This window comes from Muricauda sp. MAR_2010_75 (assembly GCF_000745185.1).
Lineage (GTDB): Bacteria > Bacteroidota > Bacteroidia > Flavobacteriales > Flavobacteriaceae > Flagellimonas.
In genome coordinates this window covers 3,103,517-3,124,900 of the sequence record NZ_JQNJ01000001.1, presented here as the reverse complement: position 1 = coordinate 3,124,900, position 21,384 = coordinate 3,103,517, and the positions used below count along the sequence as shown (strand labels likewise).

Here is a 21,384-nt window from a genome sequence, read left to right as displayed (position 1 = left end):
CTATTTTAATTCTGTGGGCAACATTCCAAATTGTGCCTTAAAACATTTGGTGAAGTAAGATGGTGATGAAAACCCGACTTTGTAACACACCTCACTTATCGACTCCGTTCCATTTTCGATAAATCGTTTGGCGTGTTCCAATCGTATTTTCCGCAAAAACTCGGTTACGGTCAGGCCAGTCATGGCCTTAATCTTACGATATAACTGGCTTCGGCTTAGATGTAACTCTTCCGCCAAGGATTCAACATTGAGGTTTTCATCGGCAATGTTTTTTGTAATATAATGCAACACCTGGGTCATGAAGTTCTTGTCCAAGGACGAGGTGTTATCGGGAATTTTAAAATTATCAGAATTACTTAGATATTTATTGAACAAAACCTGCCTACTCTGGATTATTTGCCGGAGCTGTGCTCGAAGAACTTTCATCTCAAACGGTTTTTGTAAGTAGACATCGGCCCCAGAATCAATCCCCTTGACCCAATCGTCCGTCATTGCCTTTGCCGTCAACATCAGTACCGGGATATGGCTGGTTTTTAAATCCTGTCTAATACGCCTACAGAATTCAAACCCATCCATTTCAGACATTACCACATCGGTAAGAATCAAATCCGGAGGTCTTTTAAAGGCTATTTCCAGCCCTTGCACCCCGTTGACCGCCTCAAATATGGCATACTCGCTTTCCAGTTCATTTTTAAGATAAGTCCGCAACTCAGCGTTGTCCTCTACAATGAGCAGCGCCCGGTTGGAACCAGCACTGGTATACCCAACCTCAACCGTATATTCTGGCACTGGTAGAACGGGTAAATTGTTTTCAGTTTCTGGAGACAACAAAAGTTCATTATCCTTAAAATGATGGTTGCCCAAGGGGAGGAAAATCCTAAACTTGGTGCCAACGCCTTCTTCACTCTCCACAATGACTTTGCCCTTTAATAGATCCACAAAGCTCTTGACCATTTCCAAGCCAATACCTGTGCCACCATAATATTGACTGTTCATTTCCTTTACTTGATAGAATCGCTCAAATATTTTTTCAAGCTCCTCTTTTTTAATTCCATGCCCTGTATCTTCAATATAAATTTCCAAAGCCTGTACGTGCTCTTGATCACCTATCAATGGAAAAACGATGTCCTGCCCACATCTAAAGACACCAATCGTAATAAATCCGTTATCCGGGGTAATCTTAAACGCATTGGAGAGAATGTTGAATATTACTTTTTCCAAAAGTGAGGGGTCGCTCCATAGCGTTATTTGGTCATCATCTGATTCTACCATAAGGATAATGTTCCGCAATGCGGCTTCTTCCTCAAAATGCCCAGCAATCTCGGTAACAAAAGATATGGCCTCAAGTTCTGAGGCTTTGGCTGAAAATTTATTGATTTCCAGTTTTCTAAAATCCATCAGCTCATCAATAAGGCGCTTTAACCTTGAGGTATTTTTATGAATGGTACGCAGTTTTTGATGTGTCATTCTAGACAATTTGTGCCTTGTATCTGAAAGTACATCTTCCAGCGGATTTAAAATGAGCGTCAATGGGGTCCTAAACTCATGTGATATATTCGTGAAGAACTGTATCTTTTTATCGTTCAGTGCCTCTTCTTGAATTCTTCTTTCCCTTTCTGCTTCCACTGCTCTTTTTTCACGAATTCGCTGCGATATGAACTTGGCCAAGAAATACGAAATAAGGAGTATAGCCAATATATAAGACATCAAAGCCAGATTGGTTGCCCACCATGGACTAAGAATGGTTATTCCCAAGGTTTTTGGTGATTCGTTCCATACCCCATCATTATTCGCGGCCTTTACCTTAAACGTGTAGTTTCCCGGCGAGAGGTTGGTATAGGTGGCACTACGGGTTTGACCAACATAGTTCCATGAATCATCAAAACCTTCTAAAATATAAGCGTACTGGTTTTTTTTGGGTCGCGTAAAATTGATGGCGGCATACTCTATGGTAAACACAGATTGATTGTGTTTCAATGTAAGTTTATCGGTCTGACCAACTACTTTGTCCAGAGGGGATTCTTCATCATTTGGTACCACTCGTTTGTTGAAAAGTCTTAAGCCAGTAAAGTATATTTCAGGCTTATTGGTGTTGGTCTTTACATGATCTGGATCGATATAATTGATTCCTCCGTAGTTTCCAAAATAAAGCAATCCATTATGGTCTTTGAACGCCGAATTAAAATTAAAGTCGTTTGCCAATAGTCCATCATTGGTATCGAAATTTTTAAATGACTGATTTTCAAAATCCAAGTGTGACAATCCATTGTTCCCACCAATCCAAAGATCTCCATTGTCGTCTTCCAAGATTGAGGCAATGGTTTCTTGTTTTAGACCTTCATTTTGTCCATACCACGAAAAACTGTCACTATAGGGATCGTACTTACAAAGACCTGCACCGTCCGTGCCTATCCAGATGTTGCCCCGGCCATCTTCGTACAAAGACACTACGGCATCAACCACTAGGGGGTTGCCCAAGCTTTTATACATGGGGCCTCTAAGTGGAATTGCTTTTTGTTCTTGGATGGGCGCATCATTGCCTTCAAGTTTATAGAGCCCTGCCGTGGTTCCCATCCAAATGGTTTTGTTTCTATCAACCAATACTATGCGCATGGCCCCCTCCCCTGGACTTGGGTCATCAAATATCAGCTCATTATGGTGAACAAACTTTTTCCACTTTGGGTCATAAGAGTGCAGCCCCTGCTCATAAGATGCAATCCAAATAATTCCTTGCGAATCTTCTGTAAAGTTCATAATCCGATCGGACTTTAGACCTCCATCAGAATTTGAAGACGTGTAATTGACAAAGGTTTTGGAACCGTTGGGCAGATAATAAATTCCCGAATTCCAAGTACCTACCCATACATTATTGTCATTATCAATAAAAAGGGCAGTAACATCCTCTGCATTTAAATAGGCCCCAAGGGAATTTCTTGGATTGGTCAGGTGCACTATATTCCCTGTTTTGGGATTGTACACGTCTACACCGCCTCCATCCAGCCCAATCCACATGTTCCCATTTTTGTCACCTGCAATGGCACTCACTGATGGAGACTGTAAAGAATTGTTCACGTTGGCAAGGCTACGTATGTCCTTGAACTTGTCATAAAGTTTATCATAGACCCCTACCCCATTATTGTAGTAGCCAATCCAAATACGGTCTTGGCTATCTACAAATATGGACCATATTGAATTGGCCTTTATACTGTTTACATCAAATTTATTGTACCGATAGTGCTTCACCAGATCTCCATTCTTTTTCAATGCAAAAAGGCCATCGTTTTCGGTACCGCACAATATGTTTCCGTCCGGTGCTTGTGCAATGGACAGGATACGCTCACTGCTTATTCTGTAGTTATGTGCTTTAAAGGAATTAAAAGGGTTTAGTTCAACTTTTACCAATCCATTCTGAAATGTTCCTATCCATATTGATCCCTCATCATCTTTGATCATTGATTCAATATCATAGGGAGCATTGTCATTACCTCTAGGCTTGTGAAGATGTAAAGGAACTTGGGTCACTTTTCCTTCTTCGTAAGAAAAAAGGCCTTTATTGGTACCAATCAATAGCTCCTTTTCCTTATTCTTTATAATACTGTTTATCTCCAGGGAAGAAATGGTGGTCTCACCCATGGAAACATTGTGCCCGACCAAGGTTTCTGGATCAACCAAAAAAAGTCCATTATAATGGGAGCCTACCATTAGTTTTCCTGTTACACATTCATGTATGGCACGGATAGGGACATTTTCCAAGGCAACCGAATCCCGATATAATGTTACTTGTTTAAATGTATCGTAATCACGGTCATACACATTTAGGCCTGCTTCTGTGCCCACCCACAATCGATTGCGTTGATCGACAAATGCTTTATAAATTAGGGAGCTGTTAAGTGATGTACAATCCGTAAAATCCTGCTTATAGGAAACAAAATCGAAACCATTGTATTTTTGAAGACCAACCCCATTGGTCCCCATCCAAATGAGGCCCAGACTATCTTGCACAATGGTGGAGACGGCACGCTGTGAACTTCTTTGATCAATGTTCACAAAATTGTATTCATTGTCTGAAACCTGTGCGCTTAAACCGGCACATTTCAAGAATACAAACACAAGTGTAATCTTTAATAGTTTAGTTGTTTTCACGAGGTTAACGAAAAATAAATTTTAGTTTCAATTGGTACAAAATTTACAGATAAAATTCACAAAAAATGGTGCCTAACACTTTTACTTTTTGATATTGACGCTTTCAGGGCATCACAATCTAGGTTTTTAAATGTAACTTTTGCCTGTATTCGTTACATCAATATTTACAGTTTTTCTTGTAAATTAAATCTGATTTTGAATACAGTTAGGATAACAAAATTTGGATAGATCACCATACCTAAAAATTCCTAAGTTCTTAATAGCTAATAGGTTGATGGGTTAATTTCTTTACCGCCCATATTATGTAATGCCAGTGGGATAGCATGAAGGAAATAATGCCAGCCTTGAAAAATGGAGTTTCATGTGAGTTTGTTTTTAGTTAACGTTAATTAATTTTAGTTATTCAATTTAGTCATTATTCTGAAATAGTCGAAATCTGTATATCCTTGGATTTTATAATGAGGATTATGGAAATCACATTTATGGCCGTACTACTCCTGTAATTCATGCCTTTCCACACACATATCATGAACATAACCGGGACATCTGTAAAAATGATAGAATTTGGTTTTTTCCTGTTTTATTCCTTTTCTTTTCTCAATACAACAAGAGGAGAGTTTCTAACGATTGCCAAACTGTTCCCAATACCCAGAAGAAATACCAGCAAGATTATAAATGGCATAATCACAAGGAAAGGTACCAACGAAGGGGCAAATGTCATATCAAACAGTGTCCAGGCCAATAAAAAGTTAGCCAAAACGGCCAGTATCACTCCCATAAAAGCCCCTAGAAATCCCAAAACGGCATACTCAATAGCAATTATGCTCAAAATCTGTGACCCTTTAGCACCCAAGGTCCTTAACAAAGCTCCCTGTTTTACACGTTGGTGCTTACTGCTATAAATGGCTCCCATAAGAACAGCTACGCCAACAAAAATGCTAAAAAAGGCCATAAAGTTTATCACCCAACTGATTTTGCCCAAAATATCCTCCAAAAGCGTCAACATACGCTTCAGGTCCAAAATAGAAACGTTGGGAAATGCTTTCACCAGTTTCTGTTGCAGCTGTGCTGAACTTTCATCGTCCCCCGTTCTGGTTGTCATAACTTTAAATTGAGGGGCATTCTCTAGAAAACGGGATGGAAAAACAATGGAAAAGTTGGGTTGCAGCCTGCTCCAATCCACTGCCCTGATACTTACCACAATAGTCTGCATAATCCTTCCTTGCACATTGAACGTGACCTCGTCCCCCAATGTTACCTGAGACCTGTTCGCAAAATCTTCACTTACCGAAATTGGAATAGAAGAGTATCGCCTTGAAGCTGGCCATTCACCATTTATAGTTTGTTCAGAATTGATAAGACTGTCGCGATAGGTTACCCTGAACTCATGGTTCAATATCCAACGGCTTACCTGCGATGTGGTATCTTTTCGAATTTCCTCCACAGGCCTTCCTTTTAAGCTTTCGACCCGCATGGTCACAATGGGAATCAAATCTATCACCGGCATTCCCGAAGCTTTGATGGTATTGGATACTGCATCGGCCTGCCCATTTTGAATGTCCATTAAAATCATATTGGCACTATTGGCATTGTCCTCAATGGAGGCCTTCTGCAGGAGCATATCCTTTGTAAAATACAGTGTGCTGATCAAAAAGGTTCCAATTCCTATGGACAGGACCAGAATAAGGGTCTGGTTTTGCGGTCTGAACAAATTCTGTAATCCGTGTCTGGCAGTAAAACTCCACGAGTAGGGAAAAAATCGTTTCAACAATGCCATAAAGAATTTAGCCACCCCGGTAAGAATCAAGAACACAGTACTTAAGCCAATCACAAAATAGAGAGATCGTTCAAAATCTCCTAGAAGCCAAAATGAAAAACCTAACACAAAAAGGACAATGCCCGCCCCTACTGCTACGGTTACTTTGGATGAGCGAGGCTTTCCTTCTTCAACTACGCGCAAAGCTTGCAAAGGAGAAACATACAAAGTCCTGATCAAAGGATATAGTGCAAATAATACGGACATGGTAATCCCTAAGGCGAGTCCCAAAGCGACATCTTGAAAGGAAAGGGATATTCCAACATCAATGGGCAATAGATCCCCAAGAAGTATTGGGAACAGTTGCTGGATAAAATATCCGAACAAAGTGCCCAAGAGACCGCCGATTATACCCATAAAGGCTATCTGAACAAAGAAAATGAGGTAACTCTGGTATTTTGTTGCTCCCAAACATTTGAGCACAGCAATGGACTTGAGTTTCATTCTGATGTAGATACTCATACCGCTTGCGATACCCACACAGCCCAATAGGAGGGAAATGAAACCAACCAAATTCAAGAATTTTCCGAAGTTTTCGTACCGTCTGCCCATTCGCCGTGCCTCGGATACATGGGTATCAATATCTGCATCTTCATTATCAAGGATTGGATCAAGCGCATCATTGAGTACTTCCATATCCTGACCTTCCTGGGCCTTGAAATAATATTTATAGTCAATACGGCTTCCGGTTTGCACGAGGCCCGTAGCATCGATATAATTGAAGGGAATGAGTACCGGGGGTGCAATGGCCCCAAAAACCGAATTACTACCGGGCACGGTTTTTAAACCGCCTGCAATGGGAAGCGTAACCGCCCCCAACTTAATGCTATCCCCCACTTTAAGATTGAATTGGAGCATCGTAGTGGCATCGACCAATGCGCCATCCTTCCGAAAATCATCAATGGCCGTTTTGGGGTCTGTCTCTAGGCCTCCATAAAAAGGAAAATTGCCTTCAACGCCGCGCACTTCCACAAGCTTTGTGCCCTCATTTCCCGGAAAAGCACCCATGGAAAGAAAATTAATCTCCCTTGCATCAGCTCCGCCCAGGGAGTCCATGATGCCCATTACCCGATCATTGACCGGTTTGTCACTTTCAATTACAAAATCGGCGCCCAAAAGTTCTTTGGACTGCAGTGCAATGTTCTCTTTGAGGAGTCCACTGAACGAGTGAACACTAACAACCGCCGCTACTCCAAGGGTAATCGAGAAAATAAATAACAGTAATTTGCCATAGCTCGCTTTTCCATCACGCCATGCCATTTTGAACAACCACCCTATACCTGTTCTCTTTTTCAGCTCTCCGTCCATCAACTATAGCTTTCCTCTATTTTACCCGACCTCAACCGGATACTTTTATTCGTCTTTTGGGCCAATTCCAAATCGTGGGTAACTATCACCAAAGCGGTACCCTGTTCTTTATTGAGTTCAAAGAGCAATTTTTCAATTTTTGCTCCGGTTTCATCATCTAAATTTCCTGTAGGCTCATCGGCAAATAATACAGAGGGTTTATTGGCAAAGGCCCGGGCCAATGCCACACGTTGTTGTTCTCCACCGGATAGTTGGGAAGGGTAATGTCCGGCCCTGTCCTCCAATCCAACTTTTGCCAACAGCTCTTTTCCTTGTTCGGCGGCTTTTTTGATTCCCCGGAGTTCCAAGGGAACAATTACATTTTCCAAAGCCGTGAGCGTTGGCAATAACTGAAAGTCCTGAAACACAAATCCTACTTTTTCATTTCTTAACCTAGCCCTTCCATCCTCATCCAGACTTGCCAAATTTTGACCGCACAACCAAATATCGCCTTCATTGGTAATGTCTAAACCAGCACATAATCCCAACAATGTTGTCTTTCCACTTCCCGATGGCCCAACAATGGCAAAGGTTTCTCCACGGTCCACTTCAAAAGAAACATCATTTAATACGGTGAGGTCATGTTCTCCGCTTCGATAGGTTTTATGAAGATGTTGAACTTTTAATATCTTTGACATAAATGCTTTTGGTTAAAACTCTCAAAATACTAAAATTGACCCTCACCAAAAAAAATCCTCGCCTTTCCAAGCAGTTAATGTTTTGTTATTTTTTAACCTTCCTACTATTAGGGTGTGGTGGCAAGACCTCAGAAAAAAAAGCAACGGAAGAATCGGTAACGGAGGAGGAAACCGCTACAGTCACCAGTGACTCCAAAAAGAAGATTCTTTTTTTTGGCGATAGCCTAACGGCAGGGTATGGGCTTGAGTTGGGAGAGGCCTACCCATCTATCATTCAGCAAAAGATAGATTCATTGGGATTGGATTACCAAGTCATCAATGCTGGTCTGAGCGGTGAAACCACTGCGAGTGGTAAAAACAGGTTGGAATGGGTGTTGGAGGATAATATTTCCATTGTCATTATTGAATTGGGTGCGAATGATGGACTTAGGGGTGTTCCGCTCAAAGAAACCGAGTCCAACTTAAAATCCATGGTGGATATGGTTCAGGAAAAGTTACCCAATTCCGAAATTATTTTGGCCGGTATGAAGATTCCGCCGAATATGGGTCCAGAATACACGGCTACCTTTGAGGGTATTTTTCCCGAACTGGCAGAAGAGGAAAATGTATACCTTATTCCATTTCTTCTTGAAAATGTGGGAGGTATACCGGAGCTGAACCAAAGTGATGGCATACACCCAACCGTTGAAGGGCAAAAAATAGTTGCTCAAAATGTATGGGATATTTTGGGGCCAATTCTTTAATCTTTTCAAGTTTAATTCATGGGTTGCACTGTGGGCCAATCATTGACCCAAGTGATTTCCTTTACCACCAATTTGGGGGCACCATTATCATTTGCATCATAAGCATGACTGAAATAGTAATCTTTCCCATCAAAAGTATAGACACTGTTATGTCCTACGCCGGACCAGTTCTTATTGCCTTCAATCAATAAAGTTCCACCACCCTGGTTTAGGGCTTTTCCTTCGGAATCGACAAAAGGGCCTGTTGCAGATTTTGAACGGCCAACCACTGCTTTATAGGTACTATTCTCTCCACGGCAACAAAAATCCCAAGATAAGAACAGGTAGTAATAGTCTCCCTTTTTGAAAATAAAAGGGGCCTCCAGTGCGGCATCCCCTGGGTTATTATCCTCCAAATTAAAACTCCGCGGTCTTTTTGCGATGGTTCTCCATTCTTCAGGGTGAGATACAGACTTTAAATCCGTACTCAACTTTACCATTTTTAAACCATTCCAAAAAGAGCCAAATGACATCCAAGGGATACCGTTTTCATCAAAAACAATGTTGGGGTCAATGGCATTCCACATGTCTCTATTGGGTACGGATTGAACAATAATACCTTGATCTTCCCATTTATAGTCTTCGCTTTTGGGGTCCAAAGTTGTATTGATGACCAGCCCAATGGCTGAGGTGTTTTTTCCAAAAGCAGAAACCGAATAGTAGAGATAGTACATCCCATTCTTATGGATGATATCCGGAGCCCAGATATGATTCTTAAAATCTGGAACAACTTCATCGGTCCAAACAGGTTTCTCTTGGAAAACGGGCACTAGCTTCTCCCAATTTTTCAAATCTTGGGAAACCAAATGAGAAATCCCCCTTCCCGTACAGAAGAGATGGTAGGTATTATCTTCTTTGATGACCACAGGATCATGAACAACGGGCATTTGCTGTGCCCAAGAGAGGGTCATTAAACCAAACGCCAGTATGAGAACCAGTTTCTTTACCTTCATTATAATTTACTTTTGAATTCCTTCGGAGGTCATTACCACCCTTTTTAATGTCCCATCTTCATTATAATGTAGTTCATCAATGCAAACCGAACGTCTAAAACTGCCTCCATTGGGCTGAATGCCTCCGGTATGATAGATAAAATAATCCTTTCCTTTATATTCCAGGATGGCCTGATGATTGGTATTGGTGTTTCCTGCCAATTCGTTCAATATACCTTTGTATTCCCAAGGGCCTTCCAAAGATTTGCTCATGGCATAGGCTGTTTTTTCGGGAAATTGATATGCATAGGACAAATAGTACCAATCTCCTTTTTTGTGTATGTAGGGTGCCTCCGTGAAATTGGGTAAATCAATGGTCTTGATATCCCCATCCTATTCCACCATATTGTCCTTTAATTTTGCGTAATAACAAGCCGTGTTTCCCCAAAATAGATAGGCCTGGCCATCATCGTCCACAAAAACAGTGGGGTCAATATCATCCCAAGAAATATCAGTTTCCTTAGTCATATCATTGGTTATCAATGCTTTACCTAAAACATCTTTAAAAGGACTAACCGGGCTATCAGATACCGCAACACCGATTGACTTTCCGGGTATTGTTCCATGCTCTACGGTGACATACCAGTAAAATTTACCGTCTTTTTCTAACACTTGTGCAGCCCATGCATCGGCTTTGGCCCATTCAAAATCGGATACTTTTAAAGGCACAGGGTGTGATTCCCAGTCAACCATGTTGGTGGAGGAAAAGACCAGCCATTCGTTCATTCTATAAAAGTGGAAATTATTGGGAGCTTCATCATGCCCAGCATAGAGGTATACCGTGTCATTATGAACAATGGCAGCAGGATCGGCCGTAAAAACATCAGTTATGATTGGATTATTTATTTCCATTGGCTCATTTGTGACGCTTTGCGCCTGTTCCTCTTGCTTCAATGATTTTTTCTTTTGATTGCAAGCTATTAACAAAACCACTGCCCCAATTAAAATACCGTATCTCATTATTTTAAACGTGTTGTTTTTACATTTATAAAAATAGGGAAAGATTTTCTAAAAACCAGAACTATTGGTTTTAATCTTATTTGAAATTGATAAAACTATGGGGTTACTGCGTACAACTGAAGCTTTCCATTGCTGATCGCCACCAATAATCCTGTCTTGGAACCCAAACCAATGTGTCTAGCGGCATTGGCATCACCTATACTGTGCAAGCCTGATTGCTTTGTAGTGCTTGAGATAAATGCTCCGTTCCCATCACCCAACAACAATCCTCCCAAAGAGGCATTGATTCGACCTATGGATGGGGCAAAACCGGAAATGTTTCCTACATAAACGATGTCTTCCGTACCATTCTGGTCATAATCATACAATGAAAAATCATTAATTGGCGCAATTTGAGCAAAACTGGGCAGGGGCTTCATGGTAAACCCGCCTTTCTGGTTGCTGTATGCAATTTGTGACTTAAGTGTTTCGGCCTTTTTGATCACCGCATTTTCAAACACTTCTTCAGGAAAGATTTCATACGCACTTTTGTTGGCAAAGTTGGAGTATCTCCGAAAAATCCGAGACATGAAGGGCATTTGCTTTTTTAATTCATCCAAACTGGCGAATACTCTATCTTTTCCATCTTTATACTGTACCAAAATTGGGTCTATTTGTCCATTATCATCCCAATCCTTAACCCAAAGTTTCAAGGGATTTTCCGGTGAAGCGTCCAAGCCTAAATTTTCACCGACATTACCCAGTAACAAATCATTTTTTCCATCCGCATTAATATCCGCCAAGGTTATCGTGTTCCACCAACCACTGGACTCAGGAAGCTCACTTTTTTTCACCTTTCCTTTGGAAAATTGGATTTTTACAACGGGCATCCACTCCCCGACTACCCACAAGATTTGTTCTTGCTCGTCCCATGCCGCATCTGTGACCATTCCCAATTCTAAAAGTTCCTCCCCTTCTTCCAATTGGAATCCCCTTGCTCCCAGATTCCATACAACATTACTTTTGGGTGACAGGCCATAACTTCTGGGAACAGAGCGAGAACCCACAAAAAGGTCCACAAATCCGTTTTCATCAAAGTCTTTGGCAATTACCACCGAACCATTATCCGAAATTTTCGGAAAGGTTGCATCTCTTTGAAAGGTGCCGTCAGAATAACGGTATAATCTGTCCTGATTTTTTTCCTCAACTCCAGCTTCGCCACTTCCAGCCACAACATATAGGTCCAAATCTCCATCATTGTCCACATCAAAAAAGTGGGCATCAACATCTTCTGCCATTTTATCTTGCTCGAAAACCGGAACCTCCATCTTTTCAAAATGGATTTGGTCTCCCTCCGTTTGCTGCAAGTAGAGTTGCGAAGCTTGTCCACTGGCCCCACCCACAAAAATATCGTCCAAACCATCTTGATTCACATCACCAACGCACAAGGCTGGCCCCACAGTAGAAAGTTTATGGGGAATCAAAGTTTCGACATTAAAGTCGATGAACATGTTTTCCTGATGCTGAAAATCAAGTCCAATACTATCCAAGGAAGTAAAAAATGTTGGTTTCTCTGTATCAATGGGACTTGTACGAACGGCATCTTTATGGTTCAGCTGAAGTGTTTCATTACCCTTAACGTCATGTAACTCTTGAACTTTTCCATCCGGCCAATGCACTTGCACCGATTCTACTTGGGTATTATTTCCCAAACCAAAGTTCAGGTTGTAGTCCGAGGACGATAACCATCCCCGTACCGGGAATAATTCCTGAACCAATATTTTATCACCTAGTTCAACCTTCACTTTTGCACCTATCCCAAACGGATTGGAAACATCACCGTTCAGTCTTATCTTTAGATAATTCTGTCCTGTAATCTCCGCATTATTTCTGTATAAGGTGGCTGGCGCATTGAGATTGTTGACGGCCAAATCCAAATCACCATCGTTATCAAAATCTGCATACACCGCCCCCATAGAACATCCCTCCAAGTCCAATCCCCATGCTTTCGAAACATTGCTAAACTGAAGGTCTCCCGCATTCTTATACGCATAGTTGTGCACTTTGCCTTCCGGCATTTTTTGGGTGAGTTGCATGCTGGGCACCCTTCCAATTCCTATGGGGTAATCGTAATTGATATAGTCCAAATCATTGGGTCTTCGCAATATGCCATTAGTAACAAAAATATCCTTGTTGCCGTCGTTGTCATAATCTGCCAACAATACGGACCAACTCCAATCTGTTGCCTCTATGCCTGAATAGCGAGCCAATTCACTGAATGTGACCCCTTCAGAAAATTTCCCTCCTTGATTTAGCTGCAGCATGTTTCTTGGTCCTTGTTCTTCAAAGCCAAAACTTTTCTTGTACTCATAGATGTAGTAAGGGTCTTCCCCTGCACTACTCTTGCGTACGATTTCATCCTCCGGCTTCATGTCCAAAGTTATAATATCTATGAGACCATCATTGTTAATATCCGCCGCATCACTTCCCATTGAAAAATTACTACTCAAGTCCATACTGGCCTCAATCCCTTCCCTGAATGTTCCATTGCATTGGTTATAGTATAGGTAATCGTTATCATGAAAATCGTTTGATACATAGATGTCCGGGCATCCATTGTTATCCACATCGGTCACCATCACAGATAAACCGTATCCGGTAGCTCCGCCGTAGATTCCGGCTACCTCGCTAACATCTACAAAAGAACCTTGGTCATTCCTTAACATCCTGTCACCGGACAAGCTGTCCCGGACCGCTCGTTTCTCTGCTTTGACATACACATCCTGTTCGTGAACAGAATGATTTAACTGAAATAAATCCAGATCGCCATCCCCATCGTAATCAAAAAAGACACCTTGCTGACAGTACCCTTTTAAATCTAATCCGAATTCAGATGCTTTTTCGGAAAAGGTGCCATTTTTATTGTTGACAAAGAGCAAGTTATGTCCTTCAAAACGTTTTCCATCCGAAACCTGTGACACATAAATATCGTGCCAACCATCATTATTGATATCCACAACGGTAACCCCCGTTGTCCAATTTTTTGCACCCATCAATCCAGCAACCCCCGCTTTTTCGGTCTCATCCGCAAAAACAAAATTCCCTTGATTGATGTAGAGTTTGTTACTTACTTGGTTCCCGGTAAAATAGAGGTCAGGCAGTCCATCATTATTGAAATCCCCAACACCTATTCCACCACCATTGTAGGCGTACAAATATTCGTTGATGTTGATGGAGTCGGTTTCTTTTATTTGATTTGCAAACGTAATGGTTGATGTGGCGCTTGGAATTTCACTGAACAAGGTGCTGTTCTTCTTACCACAGCCTATAATCAGTAGTAAAAGAAAAAAACAAGTCCGAACACCCATTGTACGCATGCTGAAGAAATTACTTTTGATTCACGGACAATGCCTCTACCTTTTCATTGTTCTTGGCGATTAGAAGTACATTTTGTCCGTTTAGGTTGATTTGCTCTATATCCCTGACCTGTCCTTCCAACTTTAAACTGATTTCCCGATTGGGCACTGTTTTGAAGCCTTTGCCCTCTTGGTTAAGAAGACAAACCCCATAGCTTGCATCATAACGTCCTACCTCAGGTTTTACTTCAAATAGGTTTCCTCCCATAAGTATATCTATAAAGCCATCATTGTTGAAATCCATGAGATGTATAGCATACATGGGAGCTACTTGTGCCTCCACAGGAAGTGCCTCCAATTCAAATCCGTCTTCGGTATTCCAAAGAACAGCACTTTCCAAATAGGTTACTTGTTGATGCAGGGCATCCTTTAGTTGCTCTGGAGTGAAAATATCTTCTACGGTCTTGAGTTGGTAATCTTCATACTTCAAAAAGCGTTTGTTCAGAGAAGGCATTTGCTTGGTCAAATCATGGCGAAGGGCCAACGGATAGGATGTATCACCATTATAGGTGCAAATAATCTGGTCCTGGAGTCCATTATTATCGAAATCCTTGATATAACAACTTATGGGTTGTTCTGCACTTGCTTTAAAGCGACTATTCAATCCATGATTGCCCAAAACATAATCCATATCGCCGTCATTATCCAAATCTGCAGCCGCTATGGAGTTCCACCAACCTGATTGGTTTTCCAAATCATAATCTTCCGTAACGTTGCTAAATCTTCCATCATCATTCTTAAACATTTGAATGGGCATCCATTCCCCAACTACGATCAAATCCATCGCCCCATCTGAATTAAAATCGGTCCAAATGGCATCTTTTATCATTCCTATTTTTTCCAATCCTTTTGCCAAAGAGGGTGTTTGATTGGTAAATCGGCCTTTTCCATTGTTCACCAAAATGTATCCATTCTGTGGAATCCCGTAAGAGCGGTCTTTAAGTCTAACCCCCACAAAAAGATCTAAATCGCCATCAGCATCAAAGTCAGAGGCAGTTACACAAGAGGTACTTTCACCAATTTTAGTGGGAAGAGGGTCGAATGATTTGCTAAAATATCCTTTGCCATTATTAAAATACAATCGATCTCTTAGCATAGGCGAGTTATACTGATGTTCATTGCCCCCACTCACCACGTAAAGATCTTGGTCGCCATCCATATCGGCATCAAAGAACAAGGCGTCCACATCTTCAGAACCTTGGTCCAGACCAAAATCGGGCATGCCCACCATTGTCAACTCTCCATTGGTTTGTTGTACGAATAATTTTCCTGGGCTGCCAGCCGCACCACAGAGGTAAATGTCGTCCAATCCATCTCCATTGGTATCCCCAACAGCAATTTTAGGGCCTTCGGTGGAATTCATGTGAAACAGAAGGGCATCCTTATTAAAATCACTGAATGCGTTTTCCTTGTGGGCCATATATTGGGGCAGTAACTCTTCTTTTGTCTCAAAATCAAAGTCATACTCATTATTTTTGAACCATCTTATGCCAGACAATGTAACCGTGTCAGCCTCTTGTTCCCTAATTGTTAATTTTTGGTTGGGAACTACATTCTTCAAAATTGATTTTTTACCTGACGGCCACTGTACCAACAATGTGTCCAGTGGATTACTGCTGCGCAATCCAAAATTTAGGACATAGTCCATAGAAGATTGAAATCCCCGAGTTGGGATTTGTTCATGAACTTGCAAAAGGCCATCTTGCACCAGACTGACTTTTGCCCCAATGCCATGGGTGTTCTTTCCTTCGCCTTCCAAATTTATTTTGAGATAATTGCGGTTGGGATTCACAGTTTCAGATTTATTCTGATACACAAAGGCATCCATATTTACATTGCTGACCACCAAATCCAAATCCCCATCATTGTCCAAATCCCCATAAGCAACCCCATTTGAAAAACCGGGCTCAAAAAGTCCCCATTCCTTGGTTTTATCTTTAAAAGTAGTTTGGGCTCCTCCTTTGTAGGCAACATTGGAAATGGGGACAGAGGGAATAATGTCTATAAGTTTTTTGAAATTGACCCCATCTTCCGTGATTACGCTCCGCATCACCACCTCGTTGGAAATGTAGTTAAGATAATCCTGGTTTAAAATATCTTGATAGACGCCATTGGTAATATAAATGTCCTTATAGCCATCCAAGTCAAAGTCTGACATTAATACCGCCCAGCTCCAATCCGTGGCCTCCACCCCCTTTAGGCGCCCGTTTTCGGTAAAGCTGATTTCACCTTCCTTTATTTGCCCGTTGTTCATTTGTAGCATGTTACGGGTAAATTGGTTAAAGTAGCCATACCTACGATTGTGCTGGTACTTGTCCCAATTTTCAAAGGACATGGAGGTTTTGAGCCGTGATTCTTCCTTTGGAAGCATTTCGGTAACGAACATATCGGGATAGCCATCGTTGTTGAGATCGGTAGCATCCACACCCATGGACGCCATTCCAATGGAATTCATCTGTTGGGTAAGGGTCTCCCGAAAAGTCCCATCCCCATTGTTCATATAGATATAATCCCGTTCAAAAAAATCATTGCAGATATAGAGGTCTTCCCAACCATCCAAGTCCAAATCTGAAACCATGACTCCAAGGCCAAATCCAATAACACTGCCAAAAATCCCCGTTTCTTCGCTTGCATCTCGGAATACACCATTGTCATTCACGTAAAAGCGGTCACCATTTATTGAATCCCTTTGATCACGTTCATTCACCTGTAAATTAAAAGAACCTATGGCCCTGAAGGAATTGTTCAACACATAAGCGTCTAAATCACCATCGTGGTCATAGTCAAAAAAAGCGGCGTGAGTGGACAAGCCCTGATCCGCCAAACCCATAGATTCGGCTTTCTCCAAAAAAGTACCATCCTTTTGATTGATAAAGAGTTCGTTTTGTTTGTTATCGCCCTCTATGTCCCCGGAATTGCATACGTAAATGTCCAACCAACCATCACCATCCACATCAACCATGGTGACTCCGGTTGACCATGATTTTTCACCTCCAACTCCAGCTTTTTCTGTTATATCCTCAAAGGTAAAATTACCTGTATTCCTATATAATTTGTTCTGCCCTAGATTGGAGGTCATGTATACGTCGGGAAGTCCATCCTTATCAATGTCCCCAATGGCAACACCACCACCATTGTAATAGTTCCTATAGGTAAATACATTGAATTCTCGGTCATACGAAAGGGTGTTGGCAAAATCGATTCCCGTTTGCTCTGGCGTCATCTTTTCAAACAATGGGGGAGCTACTTCTTTTGGTTTCTGGCAAGAAACCCCAAAAAGTAAAAGAGTCAATATGTATAGGATATTCTTTTCCATGCTAACTTTTATGCTTTTCCGCTCTTTTTAGGTCATAATACCAAAGGTTTACCAATTGTCCGCCCAAGTCGGGAGAAATTGTTATTCTACAGTTGCCTTTGAGGTGAACGTGAACATCGTTTTTATAAAAAACGGGGCTTTTTACCTTAAAGGTTTCTCCCCCGTACCAATGGTCCATAAGTTGCAATACGTCCAAAAGAAGACTGTCGCTTTCAAAAATACCATCTTTGTACCTAGCTCCATCGTAATAGATTGATGCGTTCATTTCCGTGATGGTGTCATTGGTGAAAGACGGATAAAAATTTATGGCGGCCGGATATTCCATGCCTTTGATTTTAGACTCTACCCAACCCGTGTTTTTGCGTCCGCCCTGCCAAAATTTCTTTTCGATATTTTTCTCGAAACAATAGTCCCTGAATTCTTTTTTTGACATTCCAAAATACAGTCCCAAGAAAAGGGAATCCTGCACCACACCCTTTTGGAGCTGCTCCTTTTCATAGGCCACATAACGTTCGGCATCACTTTTCTTGCAGGAAGCCAAACAGACCATACCAATCAAAATCACCAATGCAAGTATCTTCCTAAATCTCATTCTACAGTATTCTTTTTTAACACTACCAAACTATCATTGAGGCGAGAAAGCACCAAAAACTCCCCAGTGCCCACTTGTAGTGGACGAATTTCCCGGATTTCGCCTTCAATCTGTAATCCCGATTGTGCCATTGACATTACTTTAAAATTGCCTTTACCCAAACCTTTCAACAATACGCCACGGGAGCCATCATTGATGCCCACTTCTGGCTTGGACCAATAGAAATTTCCTCCGGCCAATATATCGGGTATTCCATCATGGTCAAAATCTTCTATCCGTAATCCAAAAATCCTGGATAACTGCGCTTCTGGAGGAAGGTCTATTTTTTTGAAGGATTCCTTTTTATTCAAAAAAACAGAAGAGGCCGTGGTAAACACTTCCAGCTTTTGGGATTCATCGATGATGGCTTTTCCAAAAATATCCTCAACAGTCTGTTCTTTATAGGCATGATATTTTAAGTATTTTTTCTTTAGATAGGGCAATTGCTCCACCAGTTCTGAACGCCCCACCAAAGGATAGTCTTCTTCGCCATTATACACTGTAATGATATGTTCTGGTTTTCCATTTTTGTCAAAATCCTGAACGTACATTTTTACAGGCTTGTCCACTGTAGCACCCAAACGGGTGTTTTCCCCTAAATTTCCTGCAATAAGATCGGGCAACCCATCCTGATTTAAGTCCGAAACTTCCAAGGTGTTCCAAAACCCATTGGTCTTGGCCAATCCCAAGTCTGTTGTTCTGTTCACCAATTTTCCGCCTGTGTTTTCAAATAAGGTGAGGGGCATCCAATCGCCTACCAGAGCTAAATCTTGATCACCATCTTGATCGTAATCGAGCCATTTTGCATCAGTAATCATCCCCAAATTGCGTAATCCTGGTGCAACATCCTCACCAATTTCATTGAAGTTACCCGTACCATCATTTTGCAATAGATATCCGTTACAGGCTTCCCCATAATTGAACGGTTGGGATCTAATACCCACAAAAAGGTCAATATCCCCATCACCGTCATAGTCCGCTGGACTCACACAGGAACTGTTTTCGTAACGATTGATGGGCAGCCATTGTATGGACATTGAAAATTGCCCTTTTCCGTTGTTGATGTACAGACGGTCCTTGAGTGAAGATGAGCTATTGGGAAATTCATTTCCACCACTGCAGACATAAAGGTCTAAATCCCCATCATTATCGGCATCAAAAAAAGCAGAATTGGTATCCAGACTGGATTTATCATCCTCAAAAGCAAGCTGATCCATTTTGTTGAACTGTCCGTTTCTATCTTGCAGATAGCAAACCGCAGCTTCACCTTTGTTACCCCCTAAATATAAATCTACCCTGCCATCCCCATTAATATCCGCTGTATTGATGTGGGCAGAACCTGCTGAAATCATATCAAAAAGTAACAAATCCCTATCAAAATCATTGAAGGAGGATTTTTTATGGAGATAGGGTATACCCATGGAATTGGATACATCTTTAAACCAAGTTTGGCTCTTGGCTTCCACCCAATGCCTATTTTTTTCAACCATACCCTTATTTTGGGAATACGAAACCGTAAGAAATTGATCTACTTCAACATTATTCAAGGTATTGATACTCCCGTCAGACCATTGCACTCGAATGGAATCTATTTGGTCTGTATTGCCCAGACCAAAATGAAGTCGGTCATCCACAGTAGATTGATACCCTCGCATGGGGGCCAACTCCTGATAATACGTTTTTTCGTTGGAATAGACCGTGGCCTGTGTTCCCAAACCAGCAGTATTGATTTTGTTGGTAAGACCAACAAATTTGAGATTGATAAAGTGGTTATCCGACTTTTTTGATTCTGCATTGTTCCGATAAATAAAGGCGGGCATGTTCACATTGCTCAGCACCAAATCCAAATCTCCGTCATTGTCCAAATCCCCATAGGCCGAACCGTTGGAAAAGCTAGGGCAATTTAATCCCCATTCTGCGGAGGTGTTTGAAAACGTTAGATCCCCGTTGTTCATAAAGGCAAAATTGGGCATGGGGTTTGAGGGAATGCTGTCTATGAGTTGTTTTAAATAGCTTCCCTTTTCCCGAAACAGCCTTGCTGTGGTAATGGGATCTGCATAAAAATTTAGGTAATCCAAATCAATAAGATCCTTAAAAATCCCATTCGCTACAAACATATCCTTGTTCCCATCATTGTCGTAATCCGCAATTAGAGCTCCCCAACTCCAATCTGTAGCTTCCACACCTGCAAATCGTGAAATCTCAGACATGCTAATATGCCCCTCACTGCTGGGAGCGCCTTGGTTGAGCTGTAGCACATTTCTTGGAAATTGCCGGTGATAACCTGCATTCACATTGGCCTTATACTTGTTCCAATCCTCAAAAATAGCCTTGGTTTTTAATCGGGATTCTTCCTTGGGAAGCATTTCAGTAACAAATATCTCGGGCCATCCATCATTATTGATGTCTGCCATATCAGCCCCCATGGATCCCAAACTGATCTCTCCTATGACCTTTTCCAAAGATTCGGTAAAAGTACCATCACCATTATTGACATAGAGGTAGTCTTTTTCAAAAAAATCATTGGAGACAAAAATATCTTGCCAACCGTCACGATTGATATCCCCAATGGTAACCCCTAGACCAAATCCGATGGCGCTTCCGTAGATTCCGGCTGGTTCACTTACGTCAGTGAACGACTTACCATCATTTCTATACAATTTATTCCCTCCATTGGGATCCCGAATCAATCGTTGTCCTTTTTTAAGGGTATAGCCTCCTACGGAACGGATTGAATTGTTGAGCAAGTACATGTCCAGGTCACCATCTTTATCGTAATCAAAAAATGCGGCATGGGTGGAAAGGCCGTAATCTGCAATACCATATTCCTTGGCTTTTTCTTCAAACCTTAGATTACCGTCTTTATCTATTCCTTTATTGATGAAGAGTTCATTATGCCTGTTTTCACCTTCGGGTTTACCAGATTTACAGATATAAATATCCAACCAACCATCTCCATTTACATCAGCAAGACTTACTCCAGTGGACCATATTCCTTCTGAATTTAACCCGGCATCGTCCGTGACATCCTTGAAGGTAAGACTGCCTTGATTCAAATACAACCTATTACTGACCATGTTCCCCGTGAAAAAAATATCGGGAAGTCCATCTTTGTTCAGGTCGCCAATAGCCACACCTCCACCGTTGTAAAAATTGCGATAGGTATAGGTATTGAATTCTTCGGTGTATTTTAGGTCATTTCTAAAATCAATTCCGGTTTCTTCAGCAGATAATAAGGAAAAAAGGGTGTCATCTGCCGAGCCACAATCCAAAGGCTCTGAATGTTCTTGACATCCAGTCAATAGAATTGCCAAACAAATGAGCCCCCTTTTTATCATACTATCCATCTTCAATTTTAAAAAAA

General features: G+C 41.5%; 9 protein-coding genes and 1 pseudogene. 1 reads left to right on the top strand and 9 read right to left on the bottom strand.

The window, feature by feature from the left end:
- The 3 genes from FG28_RS14025 to FG28_RS14015 all read right to left on the bottom strand — a co-directional run bounded on the left by FG28_RS14025 (position 1) and on the right by FG28_RS14015 (position 7,944).
- Complete coding sequence (locus FG28_RS14025) at positions 1–4,110, bottom strand: hybrid sensor histidine kinase/response regulator transcription factor (RefSeq protein ID WP_036386660.1); 4,110 nt, start codon at positions 4,108–4,110, stop codon at positions 1–3.
- A 613-nt stretch (positions 4,111–4,723) separates the two neighbouring features.
- The gene (locus FG28_RS14020; RefSeq protein WP_036383777.1) at positions 4,724–7,267 is read right to left on the bottom strand and encodes an ABC transporter permease; all 2,544 of its coding nucleotides are present in this window, start codon (positions 7,265–7,267) and stop codon (positions 4,724–4,726) included.
- Positions 7,267–7,944: an ABC transporter ATP-binding protein gene (locus FG28_RS14015; RefSeq protein ID WP_036383774.1), complete on the bottom strand. Its 678-nt coding sequence runs from the start codon at positions 7,942–7,944 to the stop codon at positions 7,267–7,269. Before FG28_RS14015 ends, FG28_RS14020 begins: the two co-directional genes overlap by 1 nt.
- Before the next feature lie 77 nt (positions 7,945–8,021).
- On the opposite strand from FG28_RS14015, the gene FG28_RS14010 reads away from it, so the two are divergent.
- Positions 8,022–8,687, top strand: coding sequence for an arylesterase (locus FG28_RS14010; RefSeq protein WP_036386658.1), 666 nt, complete (start codon positions 8,022–8,024; stop codon positions 8,685–8,687).
- 11 nt (positions 8,688–8,698) lie between these two features.
- Here the strand turns inward: FG28_RS14010 and FG28_RS14005 are convergent, their stop codons facing one another.
- The 6 genes and pseudogenes from FG28_RS14005 to FG28_RS13980 all read right to left on the bottom strand — a co-directional run bounded on the left by FG28_RS14005 (position 8,699) and on the right by FG28_RS13980 (position 21,367).
- A complete protein-coding gene (locus tag FG28_RS14005) occupies positions 8,699–9,679 on the bottom strand; it encodes an arabinan endo-1,5-alpha-L-arabinosidase (RefSeq protein ID WP_036383773.1) in 981 nt (326 codons plus the stop codon).
- Positions 9,680–9,685: 6 nt separating this feature from the next.
- Positions 9,686–10,570, bottom strand: a pseudogene (locus FG28_RS14000) (glycoside hydrolase family 43 protein).
- 203 nt (positions 10,571–10,773) lie between these two features.
- The gene (locus FG28_RS13995) at positions 10,774–14,034 is read right to left on the bottom strand and encodes a VCBS repeat-containing protein (RefSeq protein ID WP_036383770.1); all 3,261 of its coding nucleotides are present in this window, start codon (positions 14,032–14,034) and stop codon (positions 10,774–10,776) included.
- A 10-nt stretch (positions 14,035–14,044) separates the two neighbouring features.
- Positions 14,045–17,389 (bottom strand): VCBS repeat-containing protein, encoded by a 3,345-nt coding sequence (locus FG28_RS13990; RefSeq protein ID WP_051947345.1) that lies wholly within the window; start codon positions 17,387–17,389, stop codon positions 14,045–14,047.
- 1 nt (position 17,390) lies between these two features.
- Positions 17,391–17,981, bottom strand: coding sequence for a hypothetical protein (locus FG28_RS13985; protein ID WP_036383768.1), 591 nt, complete (start codon positions 17,979–17,981; stop codon positions 17,391–17,393).
- Positions 17,978–21,367, bottom strand: a complete 3,390-nt coding sequence (locus FG28_RS13980) for a VCBS repeat-containing protein (protein ID WP_051947344.1) — start codon at positions 21,365–21,367, stop codon at positions 17,978–17,980. Before FG28_RS13980 ends, FG28_RS13985 begins: the two co-directional genes overlap by 4 nt.
- Positions 21,368–21,384: the final 17 nt, after the last annotated feature.

Coding starts and splice junctions, on each gene's coding strand:
- FG28_RS14020 (WP_036383777.1), bottom strand. CDS start 7,267: ATGGACGGAGAGCTGAAAAAGAGAACAGGTATAGGGTGGTTGTTCAAA.
- FG28_RS14015 (WP_036383774.1), bottom strand. CDS start 7,944: ATGTCAAAGATATTAAAAGTTCAACATCTTCATAAAACCTATCGAAGC.
- FG28_RS14010 (WP_036386658.1), top strand. CDS start 8,022: ATGTTTTGTTATTTTTTAACCTTCCTACTATTAGGGTGTGGTGGCAAG.
- FG28_RS14005 (WP_036383773.1), bottom strand. CDS start 9,679: ATGAAGGTAAAGAAACTGGTTCTCATACTGGCGTTTGGTTTAATGACC.
- FG28_RS13995 (WP_036383770.1), bottom strand. CDS start 14,034: ATGCGTACAATGGGTGTTCGGACTTGTTTTTTTCTTTTACTACTGATT.
- FG28_RS13990 (WP_051947345.1), bottom strand. CDS start 17,389: ATGGAAAAGAATATCCTATACATATTGACTCTTTTACTTTTTGGGGTT.
- FG28_RS13985 (WP_036383768.1), bottom strand. CDS start 17,981: ATGAGATTTAGGAAGATACTTGCATTGGTGATTTTGATTGGTATGGTC.
- FG28_RS13980 (WP_051947344.1), bottom strand. CDS start 21,367: ATGGATAGTATGATAAAAAGGGGGCTCATTTGTTTGGCAATTCTATTG.